The organism is Paenibacillus sp. 10L310 (genome assembly GCF_056395745.1).
Window position 1 is genome coordinate 353556 of the sequence record NZ_JBFTKC010000003.1, and the last position, 26159, is coordinate 379714.

21 protein-coding genes are annotated in these 26159 nt (G+C 44.3%); 3 read left to right on the forward strand and 18 right to left on the reverse strand.

The features are described from left to right. Positions 1 to 49 precede the first annotated feature (49 nt). From AC1DE7_RS10610 to AC1DE7_RS10625, 4 genes are all read right to left on the reverse strand, one after another. Positions 50 to 1207 (reverse strand): acyltransferase, encoded by a 1158-nt coding sequence (locus tag AC1DE7_RS10610; RefSeq protein WP_477534344.1) that lies wholly within the window; start codon positions 1205 to 1207, stop codon positions 50 to 52. A gap of 71 nt (positions 1208 to 1278) precedes the next feature. Next, on the reverse strand, positions 1279 to 1818 hold the full coding sequence (locus tag AC1DE7_RS10615) for a GNAT family N-acetyltransferase (RefSeq protein WP_477534345.1): 540 nt from the start codon (positions 1816 to 1818) through the stop codon (positions 1279 to 1281). Continuing rightward, on the reverse strand, positions 1793 to 2266 hold the full coding sequence (locus AC1DE7_RS10620) for a putative immunity protein (protein WP_477534346.1): 474 nt from the start codon (positions 2264 to 2266) through the stop codon (positions 1793 to 1795). Before AC1DE7_RS10620 ends, AC1DE7_RS10615 begins: the two co-directional genes overlap by 26 nt. Positions 2267 to 2380: 114 nt before the next feature. Further along, complete coding sequence (locus tag AC1DE7_RS10625) at positions 2381 to 5101, reverse strand: family 78 glycoside hydrolase catalytic domain (RefSeq protein ID WP_477534347.1); 2721 nt, start codon at positions 5099 to 5101, stop codon at positions 2381 to 2383. Positions 5102 to 5235: 134 nt separating this feature from the next. On the opposite strand from AC1DE7_RS10625, the gene AC1DE7_RS10630 reads away from it, so the two are divergent. Continuing rightward, positions 5236 to 6102 carry a helix-turn-helix domain-containing protein gene (locus AC1DE7_RS10630; RefSeq protein WP_477534348.1) on the forward strand — a complete coding sequence of 289 codons (867 nt, stop codon included), beginning with the start codon at positions 5236 to 5238 and terminating at the stop codon, positions 6100 to 6102. Between the two features lie 24 nt (positions 6103 to 6126). Here the strand turns inward: AC1DE7_RS10630 and AC1DE7_RS10635 are convergent, their stop codons facing one another. From AC1DE7_RS10635 to licT, 4 genes are all read right to left on the reverse strand, one after another. Next, positions 6127 to 6693 carry a 5' nucleotidase, NT5C type gene (locus AC1DE7_RS10635; RefSeq protein WP_036613472.1) on the reverse strand — a complete coding sequence of 189 codons (567 nt, stop codon included), beginning with the start codon at positions 6691 to 6693 and terminating at the stop codon, positions 6127 to 6129. A gap of 167 nt (positions 6694 to 6860) precedes the next feature. Further along, positions 6861 to 8324, reverse strand: a complete 1464-nt coding sequence (locus AC1DE7_RS10640) for a glycoside hydrolase family 1 protein (RefSeq protein WP_477534349.1) — start codon at positions 8322 to 8324, stop codon at positions 6861 to 6863. A gap of 49 nt (positions 8325 to 8373) precedes the next feature. Continuing rightward, positions 8374 to 10293 (reverse strand): beta-glucoside-specific PTS transporter subunit IIABC, encoded by a 1920-nt coding sequence (locus tag AC1DE7_RS10645; protein ID WP_477534350.1) that lies wholly within the window; start codon positions 10291 to 10293, stop codon positions 8374 to 8376. A gap of 132 nt (positions 10294 to 10425) precedes the next feature. Next, positions 10426 to 11280: a BglG family transcription antiterminator LicT gene (gene licT, locus AC1DE7_RS10650; protein ID WP_036613466.1), complete on the reverse strand. Its 855-nt coding sequence runs from the start codon at positions 11278 to 11280 to the stop codon at positions 10426 to 10428. 277 nt (positions 11281 to 11557) lie between these two features. Here licT and AC1DE7_RS10655 point away from each other — a divergent pair, with 277 nt between their 5' ends. Beyond that, positions 11558 to 12580, forward strand: coding sequence for a hypothetical protein (locus tag AC1DE7_RS10655; protein WP_477534351.1), 1023 nt, complete (start codon positions 11558 to 11560; stop codon positions 12578 to 12580). Positions 12581 to 12750: 170 nt separating this feature from the next. On the opposite strand, the gene AC1DE7_RS10660 is transcribed toward AC1DE7_RS10655, so the two are convergent. From AC1DE7_RS10660 to zwf, 4 genes are all read right to left on the reverse strand, one after another. Further along, entirely contained in the window at positions 12751 to 13854 is a 1104-nt protein-coding gene (locus AC1DE7_RS10660; protein ID WP_477534352.1) for a metallophosphoesterase, read from the reverse strand. A gap of 246 nt (positions 13855 to 14100) precedes the next feature. Continuing rightward, positions 14101 to 15519: an NADP-dependent phosphogluconate dehydrogenase gene (gndA, locus tag AC1DE7_RS10665; RefSeq protein ID WP_036672842.1), complete on the reverse strand. Its 1419-nt coding sequence runs from the start codon at positions 15517 to 15519 to the stop codon at positions 14101 to 14103. Between the two features lie 60 nt (positions 15520 to 15579). Further along, positions 15580 to 16245 carry a fructose-6-phosphate aldolase gene (gene fsa, locus AC1DE7_RS10670; protein WP_036613461.1) on the reverse strand — a complete coding sequence of 222 codons (666 nt, stop codon included), beginning with the start codon at positions 16243 to 16245 and terminating at the stop codon, positions 15580 to 15582. Between the two features lie 36 nt (positions 16246 to 16281). Beyond that, positions 16282 to 17805 (reverse strand): glucose-6-phosphate dehydrogenase, encoded by a 1524-nt coding sequence (zwf, locus tag AC1DE7_RS10675; protein ID WP_036613459.1) that lies wholly within the window; start codon positions 17803 to 17805, stop codon positions 16282 to 16284. A gap of 112 nt (positions 17806 to 17917) precedes the next feature. On the opposite strand from zwf, the gene AC1DE7_RS10680 reads away from it, so the two are divergent. Continuing rightward, positions 17918 to 18802: a LysR family transcriptional regulator gene (locus AC1DE7_RS10680; RefSeq protein ID WP_036613457.1), complete on the forward strand. Its 885-nt coding sequence runs from the start codon at positions 17918 to 17920 to the stop codon at positions 18800 to 18802. Positions 18803 to 18900: 98 nt separating this feature from the next. On the opposite strand, the gene AC1DE7_RS10685 is transcribed toward AC1DE7_RS10680, so the two are convergent. The 6 genes from AC1DE7_RS10685 to AC1DE7_RS10710 all read right to left on the reverse strand — a co-directional run bounded on the left by AC1DE7_RS10685 (position 18901) and on the right by AC1DE7_RS10710 (position 26098). Beyond that, positions 18901 to 20916: a chemotaxis protein CheW gene (locus AC1DE7_RS10685; protein WP_477534353.1), complete on the reverse strand. Its 2016-nt coding sequence runs from the start codon at positions 20914 to 20916 to the stop codon at positions 18901 to 18903. A gap of 14 nt (positions 20917 to 20930) precedes the next feature. Then, positions 20931 to 21356, reverse strand: coding sequence for a chemotaxis protein CheW (locus AC1DE7_RS10690; protein ID WP_477534354.1), 426 nt, complete (start codon positions 21354 to 21356; stop codon positions 20931 to 20933). Between the two features lie 24 nt (positions 21357 to 21380). Continuing rightward, the gene (locus AC1DE7_RS10695; RefSeq protein ID WP_076250086.1) at positions 21381 to 22970 is read right to left on the reverse strand and encodes a methyl-accepting chemotaxis protein; all 1590 of its coding nucleotides are present in this window, start codon (positions 22968 to 22970) and stop codon (positions 21381 to 21383) included. Positions 22971 to 23518: 548 nt separating this feature from the next. Continuing rightward, positions 23519 to 24199 (reverse strand): hypothetical protein, encoded by a 681-nt coding sequence (locus AC1DE7_RS10700; RefSeq protein WP_127549464.1) that lies wholly within the window; start codon positions 24197 to 24199, stop codon positions 23519 to 23521. Positions 24200 to 24405: 206 nt separating this feature from the next. Beyond that, positions 24406 to 25002 (reverse strand): cupin domain-containing protein, encoded by a 597-nt coding sequence (locus tag AC1DE7_RS10705; protein ID WP_076250084.1) that lies wholly within the window; start codon positions 25000 to 25002, stop codon positions 24406 to 24408. 139 nt (positions 25003 to 25141) lie between these two features. After that, complete coding sequence (locus AC1DE7_RS10710) at positions 25142 to 26098, reverse strand: aldo/keto reductase (RefSeq protein ID WP_477534355.1); 957 nt, start codon at positions 26096 to 26098, stop codon at positions 25142 to 25144. Positions 26099 to 26159 lie beyond the last annotated feature (61 nt).

Genomic DNA, 26159 nt, shown 5'->3' on the forward strand with positions numbered 1-26159 from the left:
CGTGAGGGCTTGAAATCTCTTATCTTAGATTACATATGTTTATTTATACTTACCGTCCGATCAGTACCCATCCCCACTTCATCCGGCGCAATCCCGTCGCGCAGATCCATGAGATCAGGAGCGCCACAATATAAGATAGAATGATGCCCACGCTGAAGTGCCGAGCCAGGTCATCTGTGAATTCACGTCTCCAGAAGAGCAGTACAAGTGGATGCATTAAAAATACACCGAACGCAACTGTACCCAAGGAGTCCAGAATACGCGTAGCTTTACGAACCTCGGTATGTTTTCCTGTGCCGATTCGTTCACTAAAGATCAGTAGGAGCAGGCAGGCTGACAAGGTAAACAGATTACGGAACAGGAACAGCACAGTATAGGTTATAACCGGGTATGCAGCAAAAGCGGTTTTGATATAAGCATTACCATATATAAAAATGGCACCTCCACCTATCAACGCAGCTATGAGCACATAACGGTGAGTATACAGTTTGTTCAATGCCCACTCAAAGTTCAACCCAACCCATGCGCCAAATCCAATCACGATCAGATAACTGGGTAACAAACTTCCTGTCCGTTCAAAGTGAAACTGCAAATGTAGTGCATAGAAGATCGCTTGGCCAGCAATAAAGAATAATGGCAAATAACGATTAAACAAACGATGGCGTGTAAGGGACAGAAGCCACGGAAAAACGATATAGAATTGAAGAATAATCAGAAAAAAGTACAAGTGCGTATGAGCGGTTCCCATCACTAATTGTTTGGCAAATTGAACACTATGGGTCAAAGGTTCTTTGCCCGCAAGCAACTGTTTAATGGCAAAATAGATAAGGGACCACACCAGATAAGGTACAAACACATTAAATAAACGCTTTTTATAAAAAGCGAGCATCCAACCCTTCTCATTCACCTTGGAGCTGTAGTTGTAGAACAAGACCAGGGAGGACAGGAACAGAAACGCTGGAACGGCGAATTGCAAAAACGTGTTCCAGAAATAATACACATCATGATCTAATGTATGCTTGGGGTAATGCGTAACTGCTGTTGAAGTTGCATGAATAGCTACCACTGCCATGATGGCAAAAGCACGATAGAGATCCAGATACTCAATTCGCCGGGGCCGATTAACCGGTTGATTCATAAAGATAACCTCACTTGTGCCTGATATGGGATGATAGTTTCCGGCCGCAATCCAGATTCTATGCTTCATTTTAATCAGCACACGAGGGTAATACAATCATAATCCATATTATTTTCGTTATATTTCATCATTATTCTGCATTATTCGACATTCTCTATCCAGAATCGTTCAACAACGTTGCCATTGGACTCCACATAGTCTTCATCCCGAATGCCACCATTTCGAAGGATAACCCTTCTGGAAGGCTCATTAACCGCATCACATACAACCAATACTTTGGAGATTCCAAGCTCTCTTGTTTTCTCCAAAGAAAGCCTGAGAATTTCGGAACCATAGCCATTGTGCCGCTCTCCTGGACGAATACCATATCCAATATGTCCTCCACTGTTGAACAATTTATCGTTAAGCTCATGCCTTATATTCACAGCACCCACGATTTGTTGACTCTCCGTGACCAACCAGTATGTACTGTCTTTGACCCAGCCTTCCGGGATGTCGATCCCTTGTTCATTGCGTTGCAAAAATGCCAACATCTCATCGAACGCATAAGGATCTTTGGAAATGACCCAAGGTACCATCAATTCTCCACTTCTGACCCAGTCTTCATAAAATGCCAAATACGCTTCCTTATATGCTCGTGATGGTTTAATTAATCTAACGTGTTCTTTCCCCATGATCATTACACCCTCCCAACAGATATTGATATTGCCACGTTCTCTCTTCCAGGACACGACGTTCTTGCTCTTCCATCAAAGAGTCATAAAAGATAGCTTTCACTGCATAGGTTGCGGCATGTACCGCGTGGCCTTTGACATGGGCCGTTGCAGCTGCGTGTCCCGCCGCACGAGATGCAGCAGAGGCAGCGACATGATCGGCTTCCCGTGCAGCAGCATGAGCTGCAAAAGCCGCCTTTCGAGCATCAACCATGGCAATCTCACCACAGATCCAACCTCTTCCTGCGTCAATGGCATCACGGGGGCGGAGATCATCCGTCTTCTTCTCAGATATATACAAGACACGTGCCGCACACTCCGCAGCCCAACAGGCCAATGTATGGTGATCCTGTTGCTTAGCCAAATCCTCTATTTCACTACGTAAAGGTGCATCTTTGAATGCAGGTTTTGCCATGGTCATGCTCCTTTCATTGTTCAAATACTACAAATTTACTCTCAACAAGTTCGAAAAAGGACCTCCGTGTGTGCAGATCCTCTTCAAGTGTACATCTTACCGCTTATTCTATCATTATACGGACTCTGTCAATGTAGACTGTTGAACATCCCGATCCTTCTTCGCATTCGTGTCTTTGTACGTAAATTGGTAACTCCCAGATCCAAGTGTGACTTCAACATCGTCTCCAATGTTTTGAATATCCTGAACTCCACTTATCTGATCCAACGGTTTCCCTTGTTCCAGAACGATCTGTGCACCTGCTCCAGGAAGACGTACCGTACCTCTCGTGTTGGCGGGAATATGCACCCGTATATCCATTTTACCATCCGCCAACCGGTGCCAGCTTGAAGCAACATGACCATACATCGTCTCCAGACTCGCTTCCACCCAATCCAGTCCAGGTCCGGGTTGCGGCTCGATATGCACCATTCGGAATCCTGGCTGATGTTCATCGGACCGAATGCCGGCAACGTAACGATACAACCATTCTCCAATCGCTCCGTACGCATAGTGGTTAAATGAGTTCATATCAGCACTCCAGAGACTGCCATCCTCTTTGATCCCATCCCAATGTTCCCAGACGGTCGTTGCGCCTTGAGTCACCTGATATAGCCAGGACGGATAATCCTCTTGAAAAAGTAATGTATATGCCAGGTCGTGAAGACCTGCACCACTCAATACCGGATTCAGATAAGGTGTACCCACAAAGCCTGTAGTAAGATGATTGCCCGCCTCTTTCACGAGTTTTGCCAATTGATCGACAGCACGAGTTCGGGAAGTGGCGTCCAGCAGGTCAAATTGGAGCGCAAGAACATGTGCTGTTTGCGTAGGAACAGCAATTTTGCCAGCTGGAGTCACGAATTCATTTCGAAACGCATGAACAATGTTTTTGTGCAACTCCTTGAAATATTCAGCATCATCTGTCTTTCCAAGAACCTCAGCCGCTTTTTGAGTTAACGAAACCGAATAGGCATAGAAGGATGATGCCACATAATCTGTGTCCGTTGCGCCAACATAACTATCAGGCTTGGAGTCCAGTCCCAGCCAATCGCCAAAGTGGAATCCCGTGTTCCACAGATACGGATTGTCACCCTGCACATGAATATACTCGATCCACTGCTTCATACTCTCATATTGTTCGGCCAATAATCTGACATCCCCATACATCTCATAGATGGTCCAAGGACAGATAACTGCTGCATCCCCCCAAGCGGCTGAAGAATGACTGGTGTCTCCCCATCCTTCTGACGTGGAACTTCTCAGATCCGGAACAAAGAATGGAATACCGCCATCTTCTCCCTGATCCGCTTCCAGATCCCGCAGCCATTTGGTGAAGAAGGGAGCCGTATTCATCAGGTAGGAGGACGTGCGGACAAACATCTGTGCATCCCCGGTCCATCCGAGCCGTTCATCCCTCTGTGGACAGTCTGTCGGCACATCCAGGAAATTCCCCTTTTGCCCCCACAATATATTGTGATGCAGTTGGTTTACCAGCGGACTGGAGCATGAGAACTGACCTGTTTGCTCCATATTCGAGTGCAGCACTATTCCGGTGAATTCATCCAGACGAACGTGTTCCGGAAAGCCAACCAGCTTCACATAGCGGAACCCTTGGAACGTAAAATGTGGTTCAAATGATTCCACGCCATCCCCCTTGCACGTGTAGCGAATACACTGCTTGGCGGCGCGAAGATTATCGGTGTAAAAGTTGCCTTCATGATCCAATATCTCAGCATGGTGCAGCTCAACCGTCTGACCCGCCTCACCTTGAATGCTGAATCTCACCCATCCCACCATATTCTGCCCCATGTCTACTACACGATCTCCCTGTGGGGTTGTTAACAAAGCGATTGGCTGTAGCTGTTCTACTTGGGTGACGGGTACATTCTCCTGCGCAACGATGATATCTTTCGGATGCTCCAGTACGTTCACGGGTGACCAATTCGTCTGAGATGAATCCGACCAATCGGACTCCATTCGTGCATCATACGTCTCCCCCATATAGATGTCCGACATACGAATGGCACTTGGAGCAGCCGTCCAATCCCCGTTGGATAAAATACATTCCTCTGATCCATCTGCGTATTTCATATGCAATTCCAGCAGCAACGCGGAAGTCGAACCGAATATCTCCCGTTCTTTGTTCCAGCCGAGATACCCTCGGTACCAGCCATCACCCAGATAAGCGCCTAATATGTTCTGCCCACCCTGAAGTAGATGAGTTACATCATAGGTTTGATATTGTAATCGCTTACGATAAGAGGTCCAACCAGGTGTAAAATAATCTTCTCCTACTCTTGTGTTGTTCATATGCAACTCGTATAATCCAAGTGCTGTAACATATATGCGGGCAGAAGTAACAGGTCGTTTCACATTAAACTGCTTGCGCATACGCGGGCATGACGTATCTCCATCATCTGATGGTTGAGCTGTGATCCATTCTGCTTGCCACTTGTTATGACTATCCATAAGTCCCATCTCGAAATAAGCCGTTTCGGACCAGCCCGAATCACTTCCTGCATCATCCCATGCCTGAATTCGGTAATAGTATCGCGTTCGCGGAGAAGGCTGAAAATGGTTTAATTCCACATGTATGGATTTATCCGTACTTATCTCGCCAGAACCCCATACAATTCCATCAAAATCTTCCGTCAATGACAGCTGAATCTGGTAAGCGGATTGCATGCAGTTCCGACGATCGGATTGCAGCTGCCAGCTTAAACGCGGTGATTTGACATCAAGGCCTATCGGATTGATTCTATACTCACAGCGAAGGTGACTAACGTTGAACATTAGCAGATCGTCCTTTCCATCTTAGCTTCCCATTCGGGGTTACGATATAATTATATCGATCCTGTTGTCGTAAATACCCGGTAATCCAGACTATTTCATCCGGTAATTCAGCCATCTGTGCGAGGAGGTTGCTTGTGAATTCATCTGTACAACTCATGAAAAGTGAATACTTTCTGCATAATCATCTGCAACTTTTTGTTAATCGTTGCTCTGAAGATTTTGTGCTTCCTTTTCACGCACATGATTTTATTGAGTATAGCTATGTTGCCGAAGGAAAGGGCTTTCATCATATCGGTGAAGATGTCATTCCGGTGAGGAAGGGCATGCTGTTTGTTATTCCTGTCGGCGTTCCTCATGTCTTTCGTCCTGTCAGCACCAACGTAACCGAGCATCCGTTAATTATATATAATTGCTTTAATGCTGAATTGATCCACACGCTGACAGCAATCATTCAGGAAAAAGAAATCATTCAACATCTGATGGATCTGGAACAAAATCAGGTTCCTTATATATCCGTTGTGGATCACAACGACCGGATTGAAGAACTAATGGTGAAGCTGTACCGTGAATCCTCTGTTCCGGGAATCGGTTCGTCTACCATGTTATACACCTTGGTAAGCCAGTTGGTATTGATGACCTACAGACAACTTTATCAAAAGGAACATGATGAAGAGCATCATTCCACCGGTTTTGATTACATCCTTCACTATATCAAGGAACACGTAAGCAATCGTATTCGAATGTCTGATCTGGTCCGTGTATCGGGCTGGAGCGAGAAGCAAATTGGACGAATGTTTCTTCGGCATACTGGACAGACCTTTAGTAGCCACCTGCAACACCTCCGTATACAAAAAAGTTGCGAACTTCTAAAGGGTTCACAACACAAAGTCAGTCTGATTGCCGAGCTGGTCGGATATCGGGATATGGATTCATTCTATGCTGCATTCAGAAAAATAACAGGCGAAACACCTCTCGCCTATCGCAAAAAATCCAGAGCATAGCACTCTGGACAATAAGATTTACTTTCAGACACCAACAACTTGTAACACTTCATCTATGTATGCCTTGGCCTCTTTCCATGAAGACATCAACGGAAAGTTGTATCGCTCACGCTCCTGTATATTCCACGGATGTGGGATACAGATGACCTTTTTGCCGTCCTCATGCGCGGGGATCAGGTTATGTGCTCCATCATCAATGAGCAGATCGAAACCGAGCAAGTTTTTTCTTTTGCATGTAATAAACTGTTCTGCGGTTATAAAAGGCATATGCTGCTGAAGCCAGTTCCACTTCTCAACGACTGTTCTTGGTTCTGCTGCCGTCACAACAATCACATCATAAGCATCGTTCAGCTTTCGCATCTCATCTACAACATATTCGTCGTATAACTCCAATTCCTCGAACAGACCCGGCCGACCATAAAATACATCATGCGTGCTCTCTGGATGACGCAAATGGGATGTATCCCAATGAATCATATCCTCGTAGCGCAACGGATGGGTCGGGAAGTTGAGGTTGTTGTGATATATAGCCCGCTTGACCAGATGACATATCGTGTCATCCATATCTACAGCAATAATAGGCTTCTTCATGGTTATCCCTCCCCCAATACGAACACAGTATACCATCCAGAATGTTATGTAGTCATCTTTTTTACCTTGAAATGCCAATAACGTTGATGAGAATTCTACCTGATTATATTAAAAAGGCGCCCCGGCGCCTAATACCAGCTACGCCCGGGGTGCCTATATAGATTAATCTATTCCAAGTTCTCGCCATTCGAGGCAATGACTTTTTGGTACCAGCCAAAGCTCTTTTTCTTATACCGATTCAATGTGCCTTGTCCGTTGTCATCCTGATCCACGTAGATCACGCCATAACGCTTGGACATTTCCGAAGTGGATGCACTGATGATATCAATCGCTCCCCAGTTGGTATATCCCATCAGGTCCACACCATCCATAACGGCTTCTTTCATTTGTGTAATATGTTTTCTCAGATAATCAATCCGGTAATCATCGTTGATGGAACCGTCTGCTTCAACGGTATCTTTGGCACCAAGGCCGTTCTCTACCACAAACAATGGCAGTTGATAACGGTCATACAGCTCTTTCAGTGCAACGCGCAGGCCGATCGGATCAAGCTGCCAGCCCCACTCTGTACGCTCCAGATTCGGGTTCTTAATTGTACTGTACAGGTTACCTCCAGTTACTCCATATTCCTCTGGGTTCACTGCGGACACCAAGGATGTGTAATAACTGAACGAGATGAAATCAACCGTGTGCTCACGCAGGATCTGCTCGTCCCCAGGTTCCATGGCAATCGTAATCCCGTTCTCTGCCCAATACCGAGCCATAAACGTTGGATAACTACCACGAACTTGTACATCCGTATGCAACAGGTTCAGCTGATTATCGATCTGTGCTTGCAGCACATCCTCTGGCTTCGATGTCGCCGGGTAATGAATCATACGCGCAAGCATACATCCGATCTGGAAGTTCGGGTTAATCTGACGTGCTTTTTCTGTCACCAGGCTGCTGGCTACAAATTGATGATGAAGTGCCTGATAAGAAGCCTGCATCGTGTTCTCAACCCGGTCTTCAATAATACCGCCACCTGTGAACGGTTCAATAATGGTTGTATTAATCTCATTAAACGTCAACCAGTATTTTACCTTGTCCTTGTATCGATTCATCACGGTTTCCGCATATCTCACAAAGTGTCCAATCACTTCGCGGCCAGCCCAGCCGTTATATTTCAGGACAAGTGCCATAGGCATCTCATAATGCGAGAGTGTTACCAGTGGTTCGATATCGTATTTCCGGAGTTCATGGAACACTTCGTCATAGAAACGCAATCCCTCTTCATTTGGCTCGGCATCATAACCATTTGGGAAAATACGTGGCCAGTTGATGGACAGTCGGAATGTCTTGAAGCCCAGCTCTGCGAAGAGCGCAATATCTTCTTTGAAACGATGGTAAAAATCAATCCCGTAACGCTTCGGATAACCTTCTGCACTGTGATGTGCCATTGCTTTCTTAACCGTTGCACTGGTGACATGCATCAGTTCTCTAAGGTTGGTGTAGTCCTTTTTCTCAAAATAAGGAACCATGTCGGCTGTCGACCATCCTTTGCCGCCAGCGTCAAATCCGCCTTCAGCCTGGTTAGCGGCAATAGCGCCGCCCCATAGAAAACCTTCCGGAAACCCTTGTCGATTAATCATTCGAATCTCTCCTTCTGTTGTTGATATTGTTAGTCCTAAGACGGACAGTTTAGATCTCAGCTTTCAAGACGTCTTCACCCATCGTGATTTCGCCCAATTTCACAGGTAAAACCTGCTTGTAATCAGCCGTATTGGTAACAACCATAGCGGTTGTGATGTCGTATTCTTTTGCAATCTCGGCCAGTTCAAATGTAAGCAACTTGTCTCCAGCCTGTACACGTGCTCCTGTAGCAACATGTGCATCAAAATACTGTCCACGCAGCTTCACCGTGTTAATTCCAACATGAATCAACAATTCCATTCCGTTATCACTGCGGACAACGATCGCATGTTTTGTTTTGAACACATTCATGATGGTACCTGTCACTGGAGAAACCAATTCGCCCACCGTTGGAACAAATGCTACACCTTTACCCATCAATTCATCACCAAATGTTGGATCGTTGACTTCTTTGAGTGGGATGGATTTACCTGTCATCGGTGCAACTGCTATTGCATCACTCGTTGGTGTTGGATCGCCCATGTCGTCTACATTTACGGTTGCAGCGTCATTGGAAGTTACTTTCGCTGGAGCTGTAGAAGCACCCGGTGAGAATTGAGCTAACGCCTCTGCGTCTCCTTCTTCTTCCTTGATACCAAATATCGTAGACATGATCGCACCCACAATAAAGGCCAAAATCATACCCCCAAAGGAATACCAGAAGGTCTGTCCGATCAGGGAAGGAAGTCCTGGGAGACCCCCATTACCCGCAAGCACATACGCTTTCGCGCCAAAAGCAAGGGCGAATCCGCCACCCACTGCGCTACCAATCATGGCTGCGGCAAATGGTTTTTTGTATTTCATGTTTACGCCGTACATAGCTGGCTCCGTTACACCCATGAGTGCTGTAAAGCTCGTGGATAATGCCACGGTTTTAAGTTTTTTATCTTTTGCCCGGAAGAATACGCCGAGTGTTGCACCAGCCTGACCCATATTGGAGATAAAGGTCAACGGCAAGAATTTATCAAAGCCCAGTGTAGCGATATTACTCAGGATGATCGGCACAAGTGCATAGTGCATTCCTGTCATAATAATGAGCGCCATCGCGCCGCCAAGAACAATACCTGCAATCAATCCGCCTTCATTGAGCAGCCAATTGATGCCGCCAGACAATCCGCTACCTACAAATGTACCCAATGGACCGATCGCAATCAGCGTTACCGGAACCATAACAAGTAAGGTAATCAGTGGCACGAGCAATAGCTTGAGCGCAGCAGGGATAACGCGGTCAACCCATTTTTCAACATAGGACATCAACCATACTGCAAGAAGAATTGGGATGACCGATGAGGCATAACTTACTGCCGTAACCGGGATTCCCAAAAATCCAACCGATTCACCGCTAGATAACAATGCTGTCATGTCTGGATACATGAGTGCAGTACCTAGTGCAATCGCAACAAACGGGTTACTGCCGAATTTACGAGCAGCGCTAACTGCAATCAGTAAAGGCAGGTAGTGGAATACGCCGTCACCGATGGCTGAAAGAATACGATACGTATCCGTTCCGGCAGACATCCAACCTACGGACACGAATAGTGCAAGTAATCCCTTGAGCATACCTGCCGCAGTAATCGCTGGAAGCATCGGCGCAAAGACACCTGCAATTGTTTCGAAAATTTTCAGCACGACATTTTGTTTTTTATCCGACTTTGGTTCTTTATTTTCTGTAGTTTGCTGGATTGCCGGATTTTCCTTCACCATGGCATCGAACACTTTTGCCACATCATTACCGATAATGACTTGGAATTGGTCGCCGGAAATATTCGTTCCCATGACCTTATCCAGTTTCTTGAGTGAGCCGTTATCAACTTTCTCGTTGTCTTTCAGATCAAAGCGCAAACGTGTGACGCAGTGATAAACGGAGTTAATATTGTTTGTTCCCCCAACGGCTTTAATGATTTCCTGCGCCGTTTCCTGATGTTTCATGATGTTTTCCTCCTCATTTTTCCAATAAAAAATACCCGAACGAATCTAGCGCATATGGATGGCGCCATCTCATTCGGGTATTGCCTGATTGAACAGTAACAAGCCCATAGGATATCCAGTTGTAATTTGATTCTATTGCGTGGACTTTTCGTCCCGCTTGGTTTTCATCAAACGTTCCAGATGGAGCGTTAGATATAACTGCTCAGAGTGAGTCATGTCATACTGATAGTTCTTATGGATAAAAGTCTCGATCTTGCCAATACATTTGAATGTCTCCGGATAGTTTTTCCGAACCACTTCATATAAATACTCCTCAGCATCATCATGTGAAGAATGGGTAATGACACGCTGACAGAAATATTTCAAATGGGTGATGAAGCGGAAATAATTGACGCTATCTTCATCCAATTCGACGTTGAAGTGATATTTGATGATATTCATGATCTCCTGCAACAGCTGCATCAGATGGGTGACATCGTTCATGGAATCATTGACTTCCGCATTGATGAAATGCAAGGCAATATTACAGATTTCATCTTTGGGAAACTCAATATCCAGTCTTTCCTTCAGCAAGGTCAGTGCTTCTCTGGCCACATCGTACTCCGCCTTATAGAAGTGCTGAACTTCCCAAGAAAGTGGATTACGAGTAATCATTCCTTTTTCCAAGCGTTGAACAGCAAAGTGAATGTGATCAGACAGCGAGACATAGATCCCGTCACTGATGGTTTTGTTCAATTGCGTTCGTGCCAGTGTCACAATATCATCTGTTGCCTGCAGAATCTCAATCGGCACTTCAGCTACGATGGATTTGAATTTCTCATAAATCGATGCATCCTGAAGACGAAATACCTTCTCAATCCGCTCTTCATCAATCTCATCGCCTGCTTTGAACTTAAATCCGATTCCCCGGCCGAGGATCAGTAGTTCCTGATTTTTGTCATCCACGGTACTGACAATATTGTTATTAAATATCTGTTTAATAATCATTATGGACCCACCTGGTTTTTTTTGAGGAATAAAAAAGGGCAAAACCAAAACAGAAATAATAAAATCATTTCCATAGTGGTTTTGCCCGCATTACCGGTAACAAGCCTCGGATATAATTTATCATAACCTGAAAACGGTGTCAACCCAAAAATAATACCGCTCTATTCCACTTTTTTAGATCATATGAAACATTTACCTTTTATGTTATGTTATGTTGAAATGCGATATACCCTTTGATATCTAATAATATGACCCAAACTAATCAGGAGGATTCACTTTGAAAAAAATCACTTGGTTTACCGCCGTCATTGCTGCCATCTCGCTATTGTTATCAGCGCCGCCCACCTTGGCCGCAAAATCCAATGAACTCTCGTTAATAGAGAATTACATGTCCGCTGACCAGCTGGATCGGAAGACACAACAACTTTTGAGTGATGAACTAGTTAAACTCGTGGGGAAACAGAACATTCAATTCACCACAATAGACACATCATTTGATCCGTGGGTCATTAACGGAACTATAGATGGAACTGGATTCGCAGATTTCACACAAAGATACGATCCTGATACAAATCATGTCGCGTCCACCCTTATCATGTATGATACCGCTGATCTCAATAAAGTCATGGATAATGCGCTACGCCTGAAGCTTGATGCCTTCTTAAAAACATTTGAGGATGAAGATATCTTCATTAAAAGTGGATTTTTGCGTTTCAAAGCCAATGATCAGGAACATGGACATTTACTCCAAAACTACTGGGTCATCTTTGGACCAAGTCAACAACTTTACATCGATGTGGACAAAGGTAATCAAATGTCGGCAATCCTGCAATATAAAATCGATGATTCCTATGCCTGGATGACAAACATAGCACGAAATTCACTCAAAACACTTGGAATACCCTCAGTAAAAGCTTTTGATTACACCTTATTTACCGTAGAAGGAAAAGATATGTTATGGAAGTATAGGGATAACGACAATCTAAATTACGTACATATCGGCAGCAAGACCGGAAAGGTATGGAAAGTCACCAACGAACTGGGTATCAACTGGGAAAATGATACTGATTTCAAAAAGTCTTTTGCCAAGCCCAAGCTCAGCAAAAACAAAGCACTATCCATCGCTGTACCTACAGTCAGATCTATATTTGGTATTGAGCTAAAAGGTTATTCCGTTCGTATCCAAGAGAACGAGTACACCTTCACGAAAAAAGGAGCCACAACGCTTATCGGTAAAATCAATACAAAAGGCGCATTTTATTCGTTTGAAGCCATTCCTTCAAAAGGGGTAAGAAACTAACTTACATAATAAAAAACAGGCGGCTTGAAGCGCCGATTTAAAATTGCATAAGAAATACTCCGCTTTATGACGACAGTAGATTTAATCTTGTCATCATAAAAGCGGAGCCGGTATCATCAATCTACGCTTGACGTGCTTATTAGGCAGCCCTTCTTTCGAAGGGCCTTTCATCATTGCTGGAACGTCACATTAATCTGTACAATCTCCGAACGACTGCTAGTACGAATTGGAGGTCCCCAGAATCCAAATCCTGAGGTTACGATGGAGTGCATAGAGCCCTTTTGCAGATAACCCCAATCGTTCTCATAAATGGCCTGTGTGATGAATTGAGCCGGTGCAATCTGACCACGATGGGTGTGACCAGATACGATCAGATCTACATTATTCTGCTCCGCAATATCCAGATCATACGGCTGATGATCCATCATAAGTACCGGTTGGGTCAAATCAGTGCCTTGCATTAAAGTAGCTACTTCTGCCCGATCCTTCTCTGTTCGGTCTTTCCGTCCAATGAGGGTGATGTTGTCATCCAAGACAATCTTGTCATCGTACAGAACTTGCATGTTGCTCTTCTCCAGCGCAGCAATCAGATCTTCAATCGGACCATCAAACTTATCGTGATTTCCGAGTGAAGCATAGACGCCGTATGGGGCCTGAATGTCACTGATAATATCGGCGATTCCGCTATTGAGGTACATATCCAGATTGTCATCAATAATATCTCCAGGATACAGCACCAGATCCGGCTTCAGTGCATTAATTTCCTCTACCATGCGTTTGGCATGTGCAGGGCCAGATAGAAGTCCGAAGTGCATATCGGCAGCCATGACAATGTTGAGCTTGTCTACACCTTCTACTTTTTTATCAATCTGGATATTATACGTTCTCACTACAGGGCTGTAAGCGTTGAAAATTCCGTAACCCAATGTGGACACTAACAGCACCAGCGTAACAACTCCCGCCCATTTCTGTGTGTGATGTCTTGGAATACGGGTTAATCTCAGCAACCACATCGTGAGGTGGACGACGGGCAGGATCAACAATAACAACGAGAAGATTGCCAGCCAGTAAGAACCGATAATACCGAGGAACGAGATGCTTCCAAATACCCGTGCCAAAATGAAGGAAACGGCAAGGAATACAAGCGCTATAATATAGAACCATCGAAATCTGGCGGACACAACTGGTTTCATCCAACTCCAACCGCTCCAACCTATGTAGAACACTAATAAACCGTATACGACCAAAAACAATATACCTGCTAATACAAACATGCCCGGTCTAACCTCCACGTCATTAAGTTGTATTCTGAATTTTCATTACGGATATAGGTCCGTCTGAACAAGTATAACGTAGTTGAAGGGTCAGATCATCTGTTTGCCAAACTCAGATTCGTACATTTTATTACAATTTGATGATATTCAAATTCGAACCATTAACGAGAAAAAGCATTCCCGCTGCCGCCCTGAATATTTAAATTCAAGGACCACTGCAGGAATGCTTTATTTTCGGAATTAAAATTACTCGTTAGTGTCCATCCACTGGAAGTGGAATGAACCTTCTTTGTCCACACGTTTGAATGTGTGAGCACCGAAGTAGTCACGTTGTGCTTGCAGCAAGTTTGCTGGCAAACGCTCTGTACGGTAGCTGTCATAGTAAGACAGTGCGCTGGAGAAACCAGGTACTGGAATACCTTGTTTTACAGCAGCCGCTATAACTTCACGCCATGCACCTTGATAAGATTCAACGATGTTTTGGAAGTAAGGATCCAAGAGCAGGTTTTTGAGTTCTGCATCTTTGTCATATGCTTCTTTAATGTTTTGCAAGAACTGCGAACGGATGATGCAACCACCACGGAAGATCATGGCAATGTTACCGTATTTCAGATCCCAGCCGTATTCATCGGAAGCTGCACGCATTTGTGCAAATCCTTGTGCATAGGATACGATTTTACTTGCAAACAATGCTTTACGCACGTTCTCGATGAACGCTTTTTTGTCGCCGGAGAACGCTTCAGTCGCTGGTCCATTCAGGATTTTGCTAGCTGCTACACGCTCGTCCTTCATCGCAGAGAGGAAACGGGAGAATACGGATTCCGTAATCATGGACAATGGAACGCCGAGATCCAGCGCACTTTGGCTTGTCCATTTACCTGTTCCTTTTTGTCCAGCCGCGTCCAGAATAACGTCAACCATTGGTTTGCCTGTTTCTGGATCGTATTTGGAGAAAATATCTGCCGTAATTTCGATCAGGTAGCTATCCAGCTCCCCTTGATTCCACTCGGTGAAGATCTCATGCAACTCTTCAACGGAAACGTTCAATACGGATTTGAGCAAGTGATAAGCTTCACCAATCAACTGCATATCTCCGTACTCGATACCGTTATGCACCATTTTCACATAGTGTCCGGCACCGTCTGGTCCGATATATGTGCTGCAAGCGTCATCGCCAACTTTGGCAGAGATCGCTGTAAGGATCGGTTCTACCAACTGATAAGCACTTTCCTGACCGCCGGGCATGATTGCCGGGCCTTTCAGTGCGCCTTCTTCACCACCGGATACACCTGCTCCGATGAAGCGGAAACCTTTTTCTTCCAGTTCTTTACTGCGACGTTGTGTGTCAGGGAAGTAAGCATTACCTCCATCGATAATAATGTCGCCTTGATCCAGATGAGGAAGCAGTTGCTCGATCGTTGCATCTGTTGCTTTACCTGCTTGCACCATGATCAGAATTTTACGCGGAGACTCCAGGGATTCCACGAATTCTTCAATAGTGAACGCACCTGTCAGGTTTTTACCTTCTGCTTCTTTCAGAAGATCGTTCGTTTTCTCCGGGGAACGGTTAAATACCGATACCGAGAAACCTTTGCTTTCAATATTCAAAGCCAGGTTTTTACCCATTACTGCCAATCCAATAACACCAATCTGTTGTTTACTCATTATGTCCTCCCAATACTCCATTATTTATATAGTAAGTTGAAACGAATGAATGGTTATAGATTATTGTACTGTTTTTTTCCAGTCAGCTGCAAATTTGTCCATACCTTGATCTGTCAGCGGGTGTTTGGAGATCTGTTCAATGACGGAGAATGGAACAGTAGCAATATGTGCTCCAGCCATCGCTACACGTGTAACGTGATCCGGATGTCTTACAGAAGCCGCAATAATCTGTGCATCCAGGTTATGTGTACGGAACAATTCAGCAATTTTGGTAACCAATTGTACGCCATCCTCAGAGATATCATCAAGACGTCCCAGGAATGGGGATACATATGTCGCACCAGCACGAGCAGCCAGAAGCGCCTGGTTCACAGTGAAGATCAACGTTACGTTGGTTTTCACACCTTTTTTGGTCAAGTAACGGCAAGCTTCAAGTCCTGCTAGTGTCATCGGCAATTTGATCGTGATGTTTTTGTCGCTGTTGTTAATTTTGATCAACTCGTCTGCTTGCGCGATCATTTCTTCAGCAGTAAGGGCATCTGGTGTCACTTCCGCAGAAACGGACTCCACTTCAGGTACCAAACGCAAGATTTCTTCAATACGATCTTCGAATTTCACGCCTTCTTTGGCTACCAAAGATGGGTTTGTTGTTACGCCAGACAATACGCCGATTTTGTATGCTTTTTGGATATCTTCCACGTTAGCTGTATCGATAAAAAATTTCATGATTAAATTACCTCCAGATATATTTTTTATTTTGGTTTAGAGATTCGCATTAACCGCCAAGGGTATGCTATTTGTAACTACAGACTCCTGATCCGCCGGCTCATCAAACCACCAGTGGTGACCTTCTTCTTCAAGCATAACATCTGATTCAACCGGTCCATAGCTACCCGCAGGATACAGGTGAAGTGGCAACAGATTTTCCTGGAATGCATCCAGAATTGGCTGCACCCATGCCCATGACAATTCTACTTCATCCCAGTGGGCAAAGAAGGTTGGATCACCCAGCAAAGCATCACGAATCAGATTCTCATAAGCTTCCGCAAGGTCACCTTTGTCCGGAGAAAGATCAATATGAACCGGCTTGAATTCACCTTTATTCTCAGGATCACTTGCATTCAGTTGCAATGTCATGCTCTGATCCGGACTCATCTCAATGACAAGCAGGTTTGGCTTGGAACCCTTGTTTTTCAGCACATTTGTCTGTCCTGAAGGTTCTTTGAATTCAATCACGATACGTGTTGATTTCTCCTTCATTCTTTTACCCGTGCGAATGTAAAACGGAACACCACGCCAGAAGAAATCATCAATTTGCAATTTGGCAGCAATGAATGTGTCATTCATCGTATTCTCGGCTACACCCGGTTCAGCAGTATACGCATTTACCGGTTTACCTTGAATGTTGCCTTCTGCATACTGTCCACGGATGATGTTTGCGCCCACAGTTTGTTTTTGTAACGGCTGGATCGATTCCATAATGTGTTTTTTCTTCAATCCAACTTTTTCGGAAGTACTGTTGTATGGAAGCTGGATCGCCATCATCATGAGCAATTGCAACATATGATTCTGGAACATGTCTCGCACTGCACCAACATGATCATAATAGGATGCACGTTCTTCGACACCTACAGTCTCATTCGCCGTAATTTGCACATTGGAGATGTAACGGTTGTTCCATAACGCCTTCATGATTGGGTTACTCTGATGCAACGTCTCCAGACGCTGTACCATCGGTTTGCCCAAATAGTGGTCAATCCGATAAATCTCTTCCTCCGTGAACGATTCGCTTAATTTGCGATTAAGGTCTCTCGCAGACTGTAGATCGTGACCAAATGGCTTCTCGATAACGAGGCGTTTCCATCCCTCTGTGGAACCCAGTCCACTTTCTTGAATGTTCTCGGCAATCGGTTCAAAAAATTCCGGACCAACCGAGAGATAAAACAAGCGATTGGACGGAATGCCAAGTTCAGCTTCTCTTTGTTCAACTAATCCCAACAGCTTTATATAATCTTCCTTATGGCTTATATTCAATACACTGTAGCGGAAAGCTTTCACAAATGACTTCACAACTTCAGGATCAGCTTGGCGTCTGGAAAATTCATTTAATGATTTTTCCACTTGTGCCTGAAAGAATTCATCAGACCAATCTCTACGCCCCAGACCAATCAATGAGAAGGTTTCAGGAAGCTTCTGCTCAAGATATAAGTTATATAAGGCAGGATATATTTTTCTTTTGGCTAAATCGCCAGTTGCACCAAATAAAACAATGGTAGTTGGTTCCATCTTACCGTTCTCCTTCCAAGTAACTCTGGTTTCTTTGTTGTAGTTACACTATAATACGTTTTATAGCCATACAAGTAATTAATATATTTCACAGGAGCTATAGACCACATCTATGACTACAAATTACGAACTATATAAAGTCTTTTATTGGGCCGCCAAAACGGGAAGTTTGACACAGGCTGCGAAAGCACTGTATATCACTCAACCCAGCGTCAGTCATGCCATTAAGCAATTGGAAGAGAGCTTTGGTCTTACCTTGTTTTATCGAAATTCCAAGGGTGTAGCGCTGACACAGGAAGGTGCCAGTCTATACTCCTATATTGAACAATCCCAGATTCTGATCTCACTTGCGGAAGAAAAAATGGCCGCACTGAAGAATCTCGACAATGGTGAACTCCGGATTGGTGGCAGTGACTCCCTGTTCAAGCATTACATGCTGGCGTATCTAGAGGAATTCCACACCTTGTACCCTAATATCAAGCTACATCTGAGTCATGGAACTACCCCGGAAGTGATTACCTTTCTGAAAGAAGGCAAGATTGATCTTGGTGTTGTTCGGATGCCCATTGTTGATCCACAGCTAGAAGTCAGGGAAAGTATTCAGTTGAAGGACTGTTTTGTAGCTGGGGAACGTTATGCTCAGTTGAAGGGGAAAATCATGACACTTGAGATGCTTCTGGAGCATCAACTGATCCTCTTCTCCCGGAACAGCCGTGTTCGGATGGCTATAACTGAGTTGTTTAACAGCTATAATTACACGTTGAAACCTGAGATTGAGGTTGGTAGTGTTGATCTGTTGATTGAGTTTGCGCGTCGAGGACTGGGTATTTCCTATGTCACACGTGAATTTATCTCCAAAGAGCTGGAGGAAGGCTCTCTCTTCGAAATTCAGCTTGATGTCCCGCTCCCCCCTTCCCATGTGGGGATTATGACCAAACGCAATATGCCGATCTCTCTGGCAGCCAACCGGTTTATGGATCTCATTTTCAAATCCTGAGTGGTCACAATGTCAAAAGGTTCAACAAAGAGCCCCACCGTCCAGTTATGGATGATGAGGCTTTTTGGCCTGTATAAAAATTTGTGTTTATCTAACGATTAAAGACTCACCAGATAGGACGCGTCCAATATAAGGGCAACCTTACCATTACCGAGGATCGTTGCTCCAGATAGATGGTTCATCGCTCCCAGATACGTACCGAGTGTCTTAATAACGACTTCCTGATTTCCTATAATCTCATCTACTGCGTAAGCTGCAATTTTATCAACGGAACGCACGATCACCAGTGGAATGGTCTTGGATTTGCGGTCTGTTCGTGGATAGTTGAGCCTGTCACACAGTCGGTGAAAAGGTACAATTCGTCCATGATTCAGGATCGCTTGTTGCCCCTGGATCATCTGAATATCTTCAGGTGAAATTCGAACAATCTCAGCAACATTATACATCGGCAAGATCAGCACACGACCCGATACTTTGACTAACAGACCTTTAATAATCGCCAGTGTGAGCGGTAGACGAATCGTAAACGTGGTACCCACACCAACCTCCGTATCAATATCAATGATGCCGTTGAGTCGCCCGATCTGACTACGCACGATGTCCATTCCAACACCGCGTCCTGATACTTCACTGACAGAAGAAGCCGTCGAGAAGCCAGGTTCAAATATGAGGTGGACAGCTTCCTGTGTTGTTAGGCGTGTAGCCTGTTCCTCACTAATGATGCCCTTGCCCAAGGCGGAAGCTTTAATCTTCTCACCATCGATACCTTTGCCATCATCCGAATAACGAATGACAACATGATTTTCTTCATGAAACGAAGTTAATGTAATACGTCCTTTGGACGGCTTACCGTTCTCCGCCCGAATCTCTGCACTTTCAATGCCATGATCTGCACTGTTGCGGATGAGATGGATCAGCGGGTCACTCAGTTCTTCAATAATCATCCGGTCAAGCTCAGTCTCTCCACCTTGAATAACCAGTTCCAGATCCTTACCCAGCTTCTGTGATAGGTCACGAACCAATCTCGGGAAGCGACTGAATAGTTGATCAATGGGTAACATCCGTGTCTTCATTACACCTTCTTGGAGTTCCTTGATTACCCTGCCCATATGATCGGATACACCACTAATACTCCGGATGAGTGGTGAAGACTCCTTACGCGCACCCGATCCACTCAGATCTGCAAGGGATGTCTGATCAATTAACAGTTCACCGACCAAATTCATCAAATGGTCCAGACGTTCAACACTCACACGAACTGTAGGTTGAGCAGCTTTCACTTTCTCATCCGGCCCAGTTGTATTTACGGTAGGAAAGCTTTGTTTCGTTTGCTCTGTTTCAGAGATTAATTCAAGTGGTGCAGACGTCGCTGCAACCTCATTGGATTCCAGCAGATATCGATTAATCTCCAGCATATGAATATCCGAGTCTGAAGACAGCTCTGCCTTAAGCTGCTGTTGGTCATTCGACGTTGCTACGATGATGATGAACTGACCATAATGATCATCTTCATTCTGCGCGCCCGGTTGACTCTCCATGAGCGAAGTAGCGACAATCGTACCACAGATGTCCTCAATGCGTTGTCGTAAAATATGATATCTGGCCGCTTTCATCATGCACTTCTGCTCCAGCACAACATGAATGGACAATAACTGCTTCCCTGACACAATAGCTACCTGTGCCATAATCGATTCTGCTGGTTGCAATTGAGGTATTATAAGTTTTCCGACTACTGCCGGAGTCTGAATTAAATCCTTTATTTCTCTTACTACTGCTCGAAAATCTGCATAGGCTTCCCCACGAATGTACTGATCCCGAAGTACCTTCATGGCGTCCAAAGAGCGGAACAACGTATCAATTAGCTCCGAAGTCATCTCCGGTTTTTTCTCCCGGACCCATTCAAGAGCATACTCCACTTCATGCGTGAGGTCGCTTAATTCACGGAAATCCATTGTGGATGCCGATCCCTTGATAGTATGGGCTGCCCGAAACAGCGTCTGAACCAGTTCTACAGATGGCGAAAGCTCCAATGCCAATAAAGACTGATCCATACGTTCCAGTTGATCATTCAGTTCTTCGATAAAGATGTCACGGTAGGCAGACAAATCCATCATTCATATATACCTCCCTAACCGCCCAATATTTCGTCCAGTTTCAAAATGCCCACAAGCTTGTCTTCCTGTTGACCCACACCATGGAATAAACCTTCACGGTTACGACCATATCCGCCGGTTGGCGGATGAATTTCGGAATATGTGGTTACCTTGTTCACCCGATCCACGATCAAGCCAATATATTCTTCCTGATGTCGAACTACGATAATACGCGTTGCTCTGGTGTCCGGTTCATCCGGCATACTCAGCAGGTTCCGCAGACTCATCACACATACAACCTTGCCACGCAGATTAACTACCCCTTTGATCTCTGGGCGGCTAAATGGAATATCTGTAATGCTAAGCATTTTAATAATTTCGTGAATTTCTTCGATTCGAATGGCGCAAGTCTCTGCACCTACAGACAGTTCAATATATTGTTCCTTCTGAAGTGAAGACATCGATTCACCCTCAATTCAATTTTATTAATTTGTTTTGAAGGCAGCTGCCGAATTCGCCAGTTCTTCCGCCAGACGTGCCAGAGATTGGCATGTTGCCGCTGTCTCTTCAGACGCTGCAGCGGATTCCTCACTGGAAGCCGAGATGGATTCAACAGAGCTCATCACCTCTGCGGCTTGGGCTGCTTCTTCTTCACATGCAGCAGCAATTTCGTTTACTTTCTGTGAGGAGTTATTGACCATATCAATGATCTGATCAAACGCCTGTCCAGTCATGGAAGACTGCTCAACACTGGCTACTACAGCCTGTACACTTTGTCTCGTATTTTCCTGCATTGCTTTGATGATGGCTGTAATTTCTTTGGTCGCCTCGCCACTTCGTTCGGCAAGCTTCCGGACTTCATCTGCTACTACGGCGAATCCTCGTCCTTGTTCTCCGGCACGTGCCGCTTCAATTGCAGCATTCAGCGCTAGCAGATTGGTCTGCTCAGCAATATCGTCAATCACTTCAATGATGTCACCGATTTTACGAGAATCATCTTCAAGTTTAGTCATTTTTGTATTAACAGCTTGCATACCTTCCAATGAAGTCTGTACAACAAGTCCACCTTCACGAGCAGTCTTCACCGTATCGTTGGACAGTTCAGCCGCTTCTTCCGCACTTGCAGCGACGGAGTTAATGGCAAGTGAAAGCTCCTTGAACAATTCGGAGATATTTCCCGCCTCACTGGATTGGCTTGTGCTGGTGCTCGCAATTTCCTGTGTGCTGGCTGAGATCTGTTCCGAAGAAGCAGCAACACTTTGGGAGTTCATCACGATATTGTTAATTAACTCTTTCAGATTATCGACCATCCGATTCAGTGCCGCGGCTAGTTGACCCACTTCATCTTTGCTGGAGATGTCTGACTTAAGTGTCAGATTTCCGTTGGCAACTTCTGTAGCTAGACCCAGCATGGCCATGAGTGGCTTCGAAATGGAGCGAGAGATGATATATCCAATGAGAATACTGAAGAGTACGGACAGAACCACAAGAATTATCGTTACTTTAAATGCTTGTGAATAGGCAGCCTGAGATTGTATATTCGCCTGTTCAGCCATACTTTCATTAAGGTCGATCAAATTGGTAAGGAGTTCTACAATCCTGTCTCCTTGTGGTTTAAGCTCAGATTTAAGGAAGGTATTAAAGGCACTTTGATCATCTGCGACAGCCAGATTAGTTGCTCGTTCAAACATTGTTAAATATCCTGGATATTCCGCATCAAAATTACGGAGTAACTCTATTTCTTCAGGGGTTGTTGCAAGCGGACGATAGATGGTCAGGCGATCATTCACACTCTGACGGATCGAAGCGATGTTCTCCGTGATCCGAGTTTTTTCGGTTTCAACGGTTTCGAAGCTCAAATCACGCACGTTCACACGCATTCTTTGATAATCAATCTGAGCAGATGATAATTCTTTGACAGAGATTAGATTGTTGTTATACATCTCTTGCATTCGTTCATTCGTACTTCTCAATGTTACTACAGAGTAGACGCCAAGCGCCGCAAGGATTATCGACACAACTAAAAACGCTGAGATAATCTTTGTTGCTGTTTTCAAATTTCCAAACCACTTCATGTAATCTCCTCCTAGGCATCGTAGTGTCCAGTTATGTATATAACGCTTGGTAAACCCTTCTCTAGGTCGCGCTCCAGACAACTTACGATCTATTTCGACATAAATATATTAAAACTGAATAGGAGATTTTTATTTCTATAAATTTGCACTATTATGAATTTTTATTTCAGATATAAAGAATCTTCTTTTTAATATAAATTATACTTTTTACCTATTAAATTGTTTTTTTCATTTACATACATACGTATAATCAACATTCTGCATTGACTTACACATACATCTCCATACAAAATTTCATGTGACATGATCTTCTTTTATTTATACAAGAAGTTATATAGTTCTTACGTCTAACAAATATCATTTTCCACACAAAAAATTATGTATTTTTGCTGTACACACTCAACATTTCAAGACCTAAGTCTAATAAATGATTACTTATACTGAGTCCATTTTCCCATAAAAAAAACCAAACCCGAATCAACAAAGTTTGGTTCTGAAGCGAAAAAATACACTTTAAATTAACATAAAACCCGTTTAAAACTAATTATTTATGTGTTATATAGTTGCTCCAGTTCCATTAGGCGGTCCTTAATCCTGTGCGGAATAATTCCAAACAGATTATCCCACGTCATGAACATCTCCGGTTTTAGTAAATATTCTTCGAACTCCATGGTAGGTACAAACGCTTTGGTCTGCAGATAACGCTCTACCTGATCATCGATCTGTTCATTTGTTTCAAAATAATCTTGAAACAACTCATTCACAAGTAGCCCATCACATCCAGCTTCGGCACCTGCTGCACTATACAGGTTTGGCAATAACTCAAATACAACCGGAAGTGGTGAGAAAGCATGTTTGCCAGGCTGTGAGTACAGACATACATGATGTCCAACCACATTGACCCGTTCCTTCAATAATCCGCGCAGCACCTTCCCATGAAAGCTGGCTTCACAGTCTACTACCTCTCCGTCATGACCCACATAAACCCATACATGCTCCATTTCATACAGATGTCCAATCTCATAATCCCACCAGATTGCATATTCAATTACATATTGTACTACCTCGGTCGGAAACTTAATGTCCCTTCTGAACGATGGTGAAGGCCCCGATTGATGCAACACAGAAATGCCAACAAAATCAGGATAAAAAGGTTCGGCTCTGTCAAACATCAAAATAGGTGCATAACTCATTGCAGTTTCAAGCGTTTTCATTTCTGACATGTTCATTCATGAGTCCTCCGTTTTTGTTGGATGTTCATACTATACTAACAGAGAACGTAACCCACTGACTCAGGCATTTTGAATTTTTTCTAATAGAATACCAACCCCTCCATGGACTTCATACGATTATTACATCGACACATCAAAAAGCCTGCAACTGATATTCTCCAGTTACAGGCTGTGTACTTTGATAATGAATAAGGAATCTTGAATTAAGATTTCAGCTTATTGGATGGTGACACGGACGTCTTGGAAGGTGAAGTCGATTGATCAGAAACCTGCGTATCACACCCTATTGGAGGGCCCAGAATCGCATCATTTTTAATGGAAGCAACAGCTCTCGTATATGCCTCTTCATCCAAACAGTACGCACGGTGAGCCACCTCCGGCGGTGTAGCTGCCAAGAAATCCGCTCCAAACACAATATCAGGCGTTGGTTGATCAAAGATAGTTAATACATATACATCATCTGTCTCAGCGACAAACCAGTGAAACCAGCCTTTCGGAAATACCACTACCTGACCTGGTTTCAGACGATATGTCAATCGTTCACGCGTAAACGGATTGAAGACTGACGCTGTAATTTCACCGGTGATGACCACAACCATCTCCGTGACATTGGTGTGCCAGTGTGGCTGCACAATGATTCCTTTGCTTAAGTATACATTGAAGAACCCATTCGCAATGGTCGGCAGCTGTTCTCCAAACAACTGGGTTACATAGTTGCGTGAATCCCTCTGATAATTGACAACCGCATTGGAATCGGCTGCCAGCGGAACATTCGGGGCTTGTAAAATCGGATTCATCATACGATCATTTCTCCTCCTTGGGCATACATCTCATTGTTGTACTGTATGCCGGAGAATAGAAAGATAATACCGTTGACACATGTTATATATTGTTTTTAATCCTGAACTTTAAGGTTTCTTAGAATCTTGTATAAACAAACTAGACTTGACCAGGGAATCTGCCTCCGGCTGCAATGCCTTGGGGAGATATGTGATCTATCTGGTTCATCTCATCATCCGTAAGCGAAACCTGTAGCGCCCCTAAGTTCTCGTGAACTCTTTCCAGATTGCGAGTCCCTGGGATCGGAACGATATGTTCTCCCTTTCCAAGCAACCAAGCCAGAGCAAGTTGAGAGACYGTACACCCTTTTTGCTTAGCCATCTCTTGGATCAATCCAACAACCTCCAGATTTTTCTGAAAGTTCTCACCTTGGAAACGCGGATAGTGACGACGATAATCATCTTCCGGCAGATCGTCTATAGAACGGATCTGACCTGTCAGGAAGCCCCGCCCCAAAGGGCTGTATGGAACCAAGCCAATGTTCAATTCATGCAGGACAGGCATAATCTCATCCTCAAGCTCTCGACTCCATAATGAATATTCGGTCTGCAACGCTGTAATCGGATGAACAGCATGTGCACGCCGAATAATCGCTACTGGCGCTTCGGACAAACCAATATATCGAATCTTCCCCTGTTGAACCAGATCGGCAAGTGTGCCTATGGTCTCTTCAATGGGTGTATTCGGATCAGGACGATGTTGATAATACAGATCGATATAATCCATTCCCAGGTTGTAGAGACTCGCATCTACTGATTTTTTGATGTAGGCCGGATCTCCCTTGGGGCCCTGCGTGTGTGTTATACCAAATTTGGTGGCAACGATTGCTTTGGATCTTCGACCTTGAAGCGCGCGTCCAAGCAGTTTTTCATTCCCACCAAATTGCTGTTTTTCATACGCTCCGTACAGATCCGCCGTATCAAACATGGTGACTCCTGCATCCAGCGCACCCTGAATGGTATGTACAGATTCGTCATTATACGGCATCATCATCACACCCAGGTCGAGCGCAGATATTCGTAATTTATCATTTCCCAGTGTTCTTGTTTTGAGCATGTGGCTCCCTCTTTTCATCTTGAAATAGAAACGTTAACTAGATACGTATGAACTTGAGTTC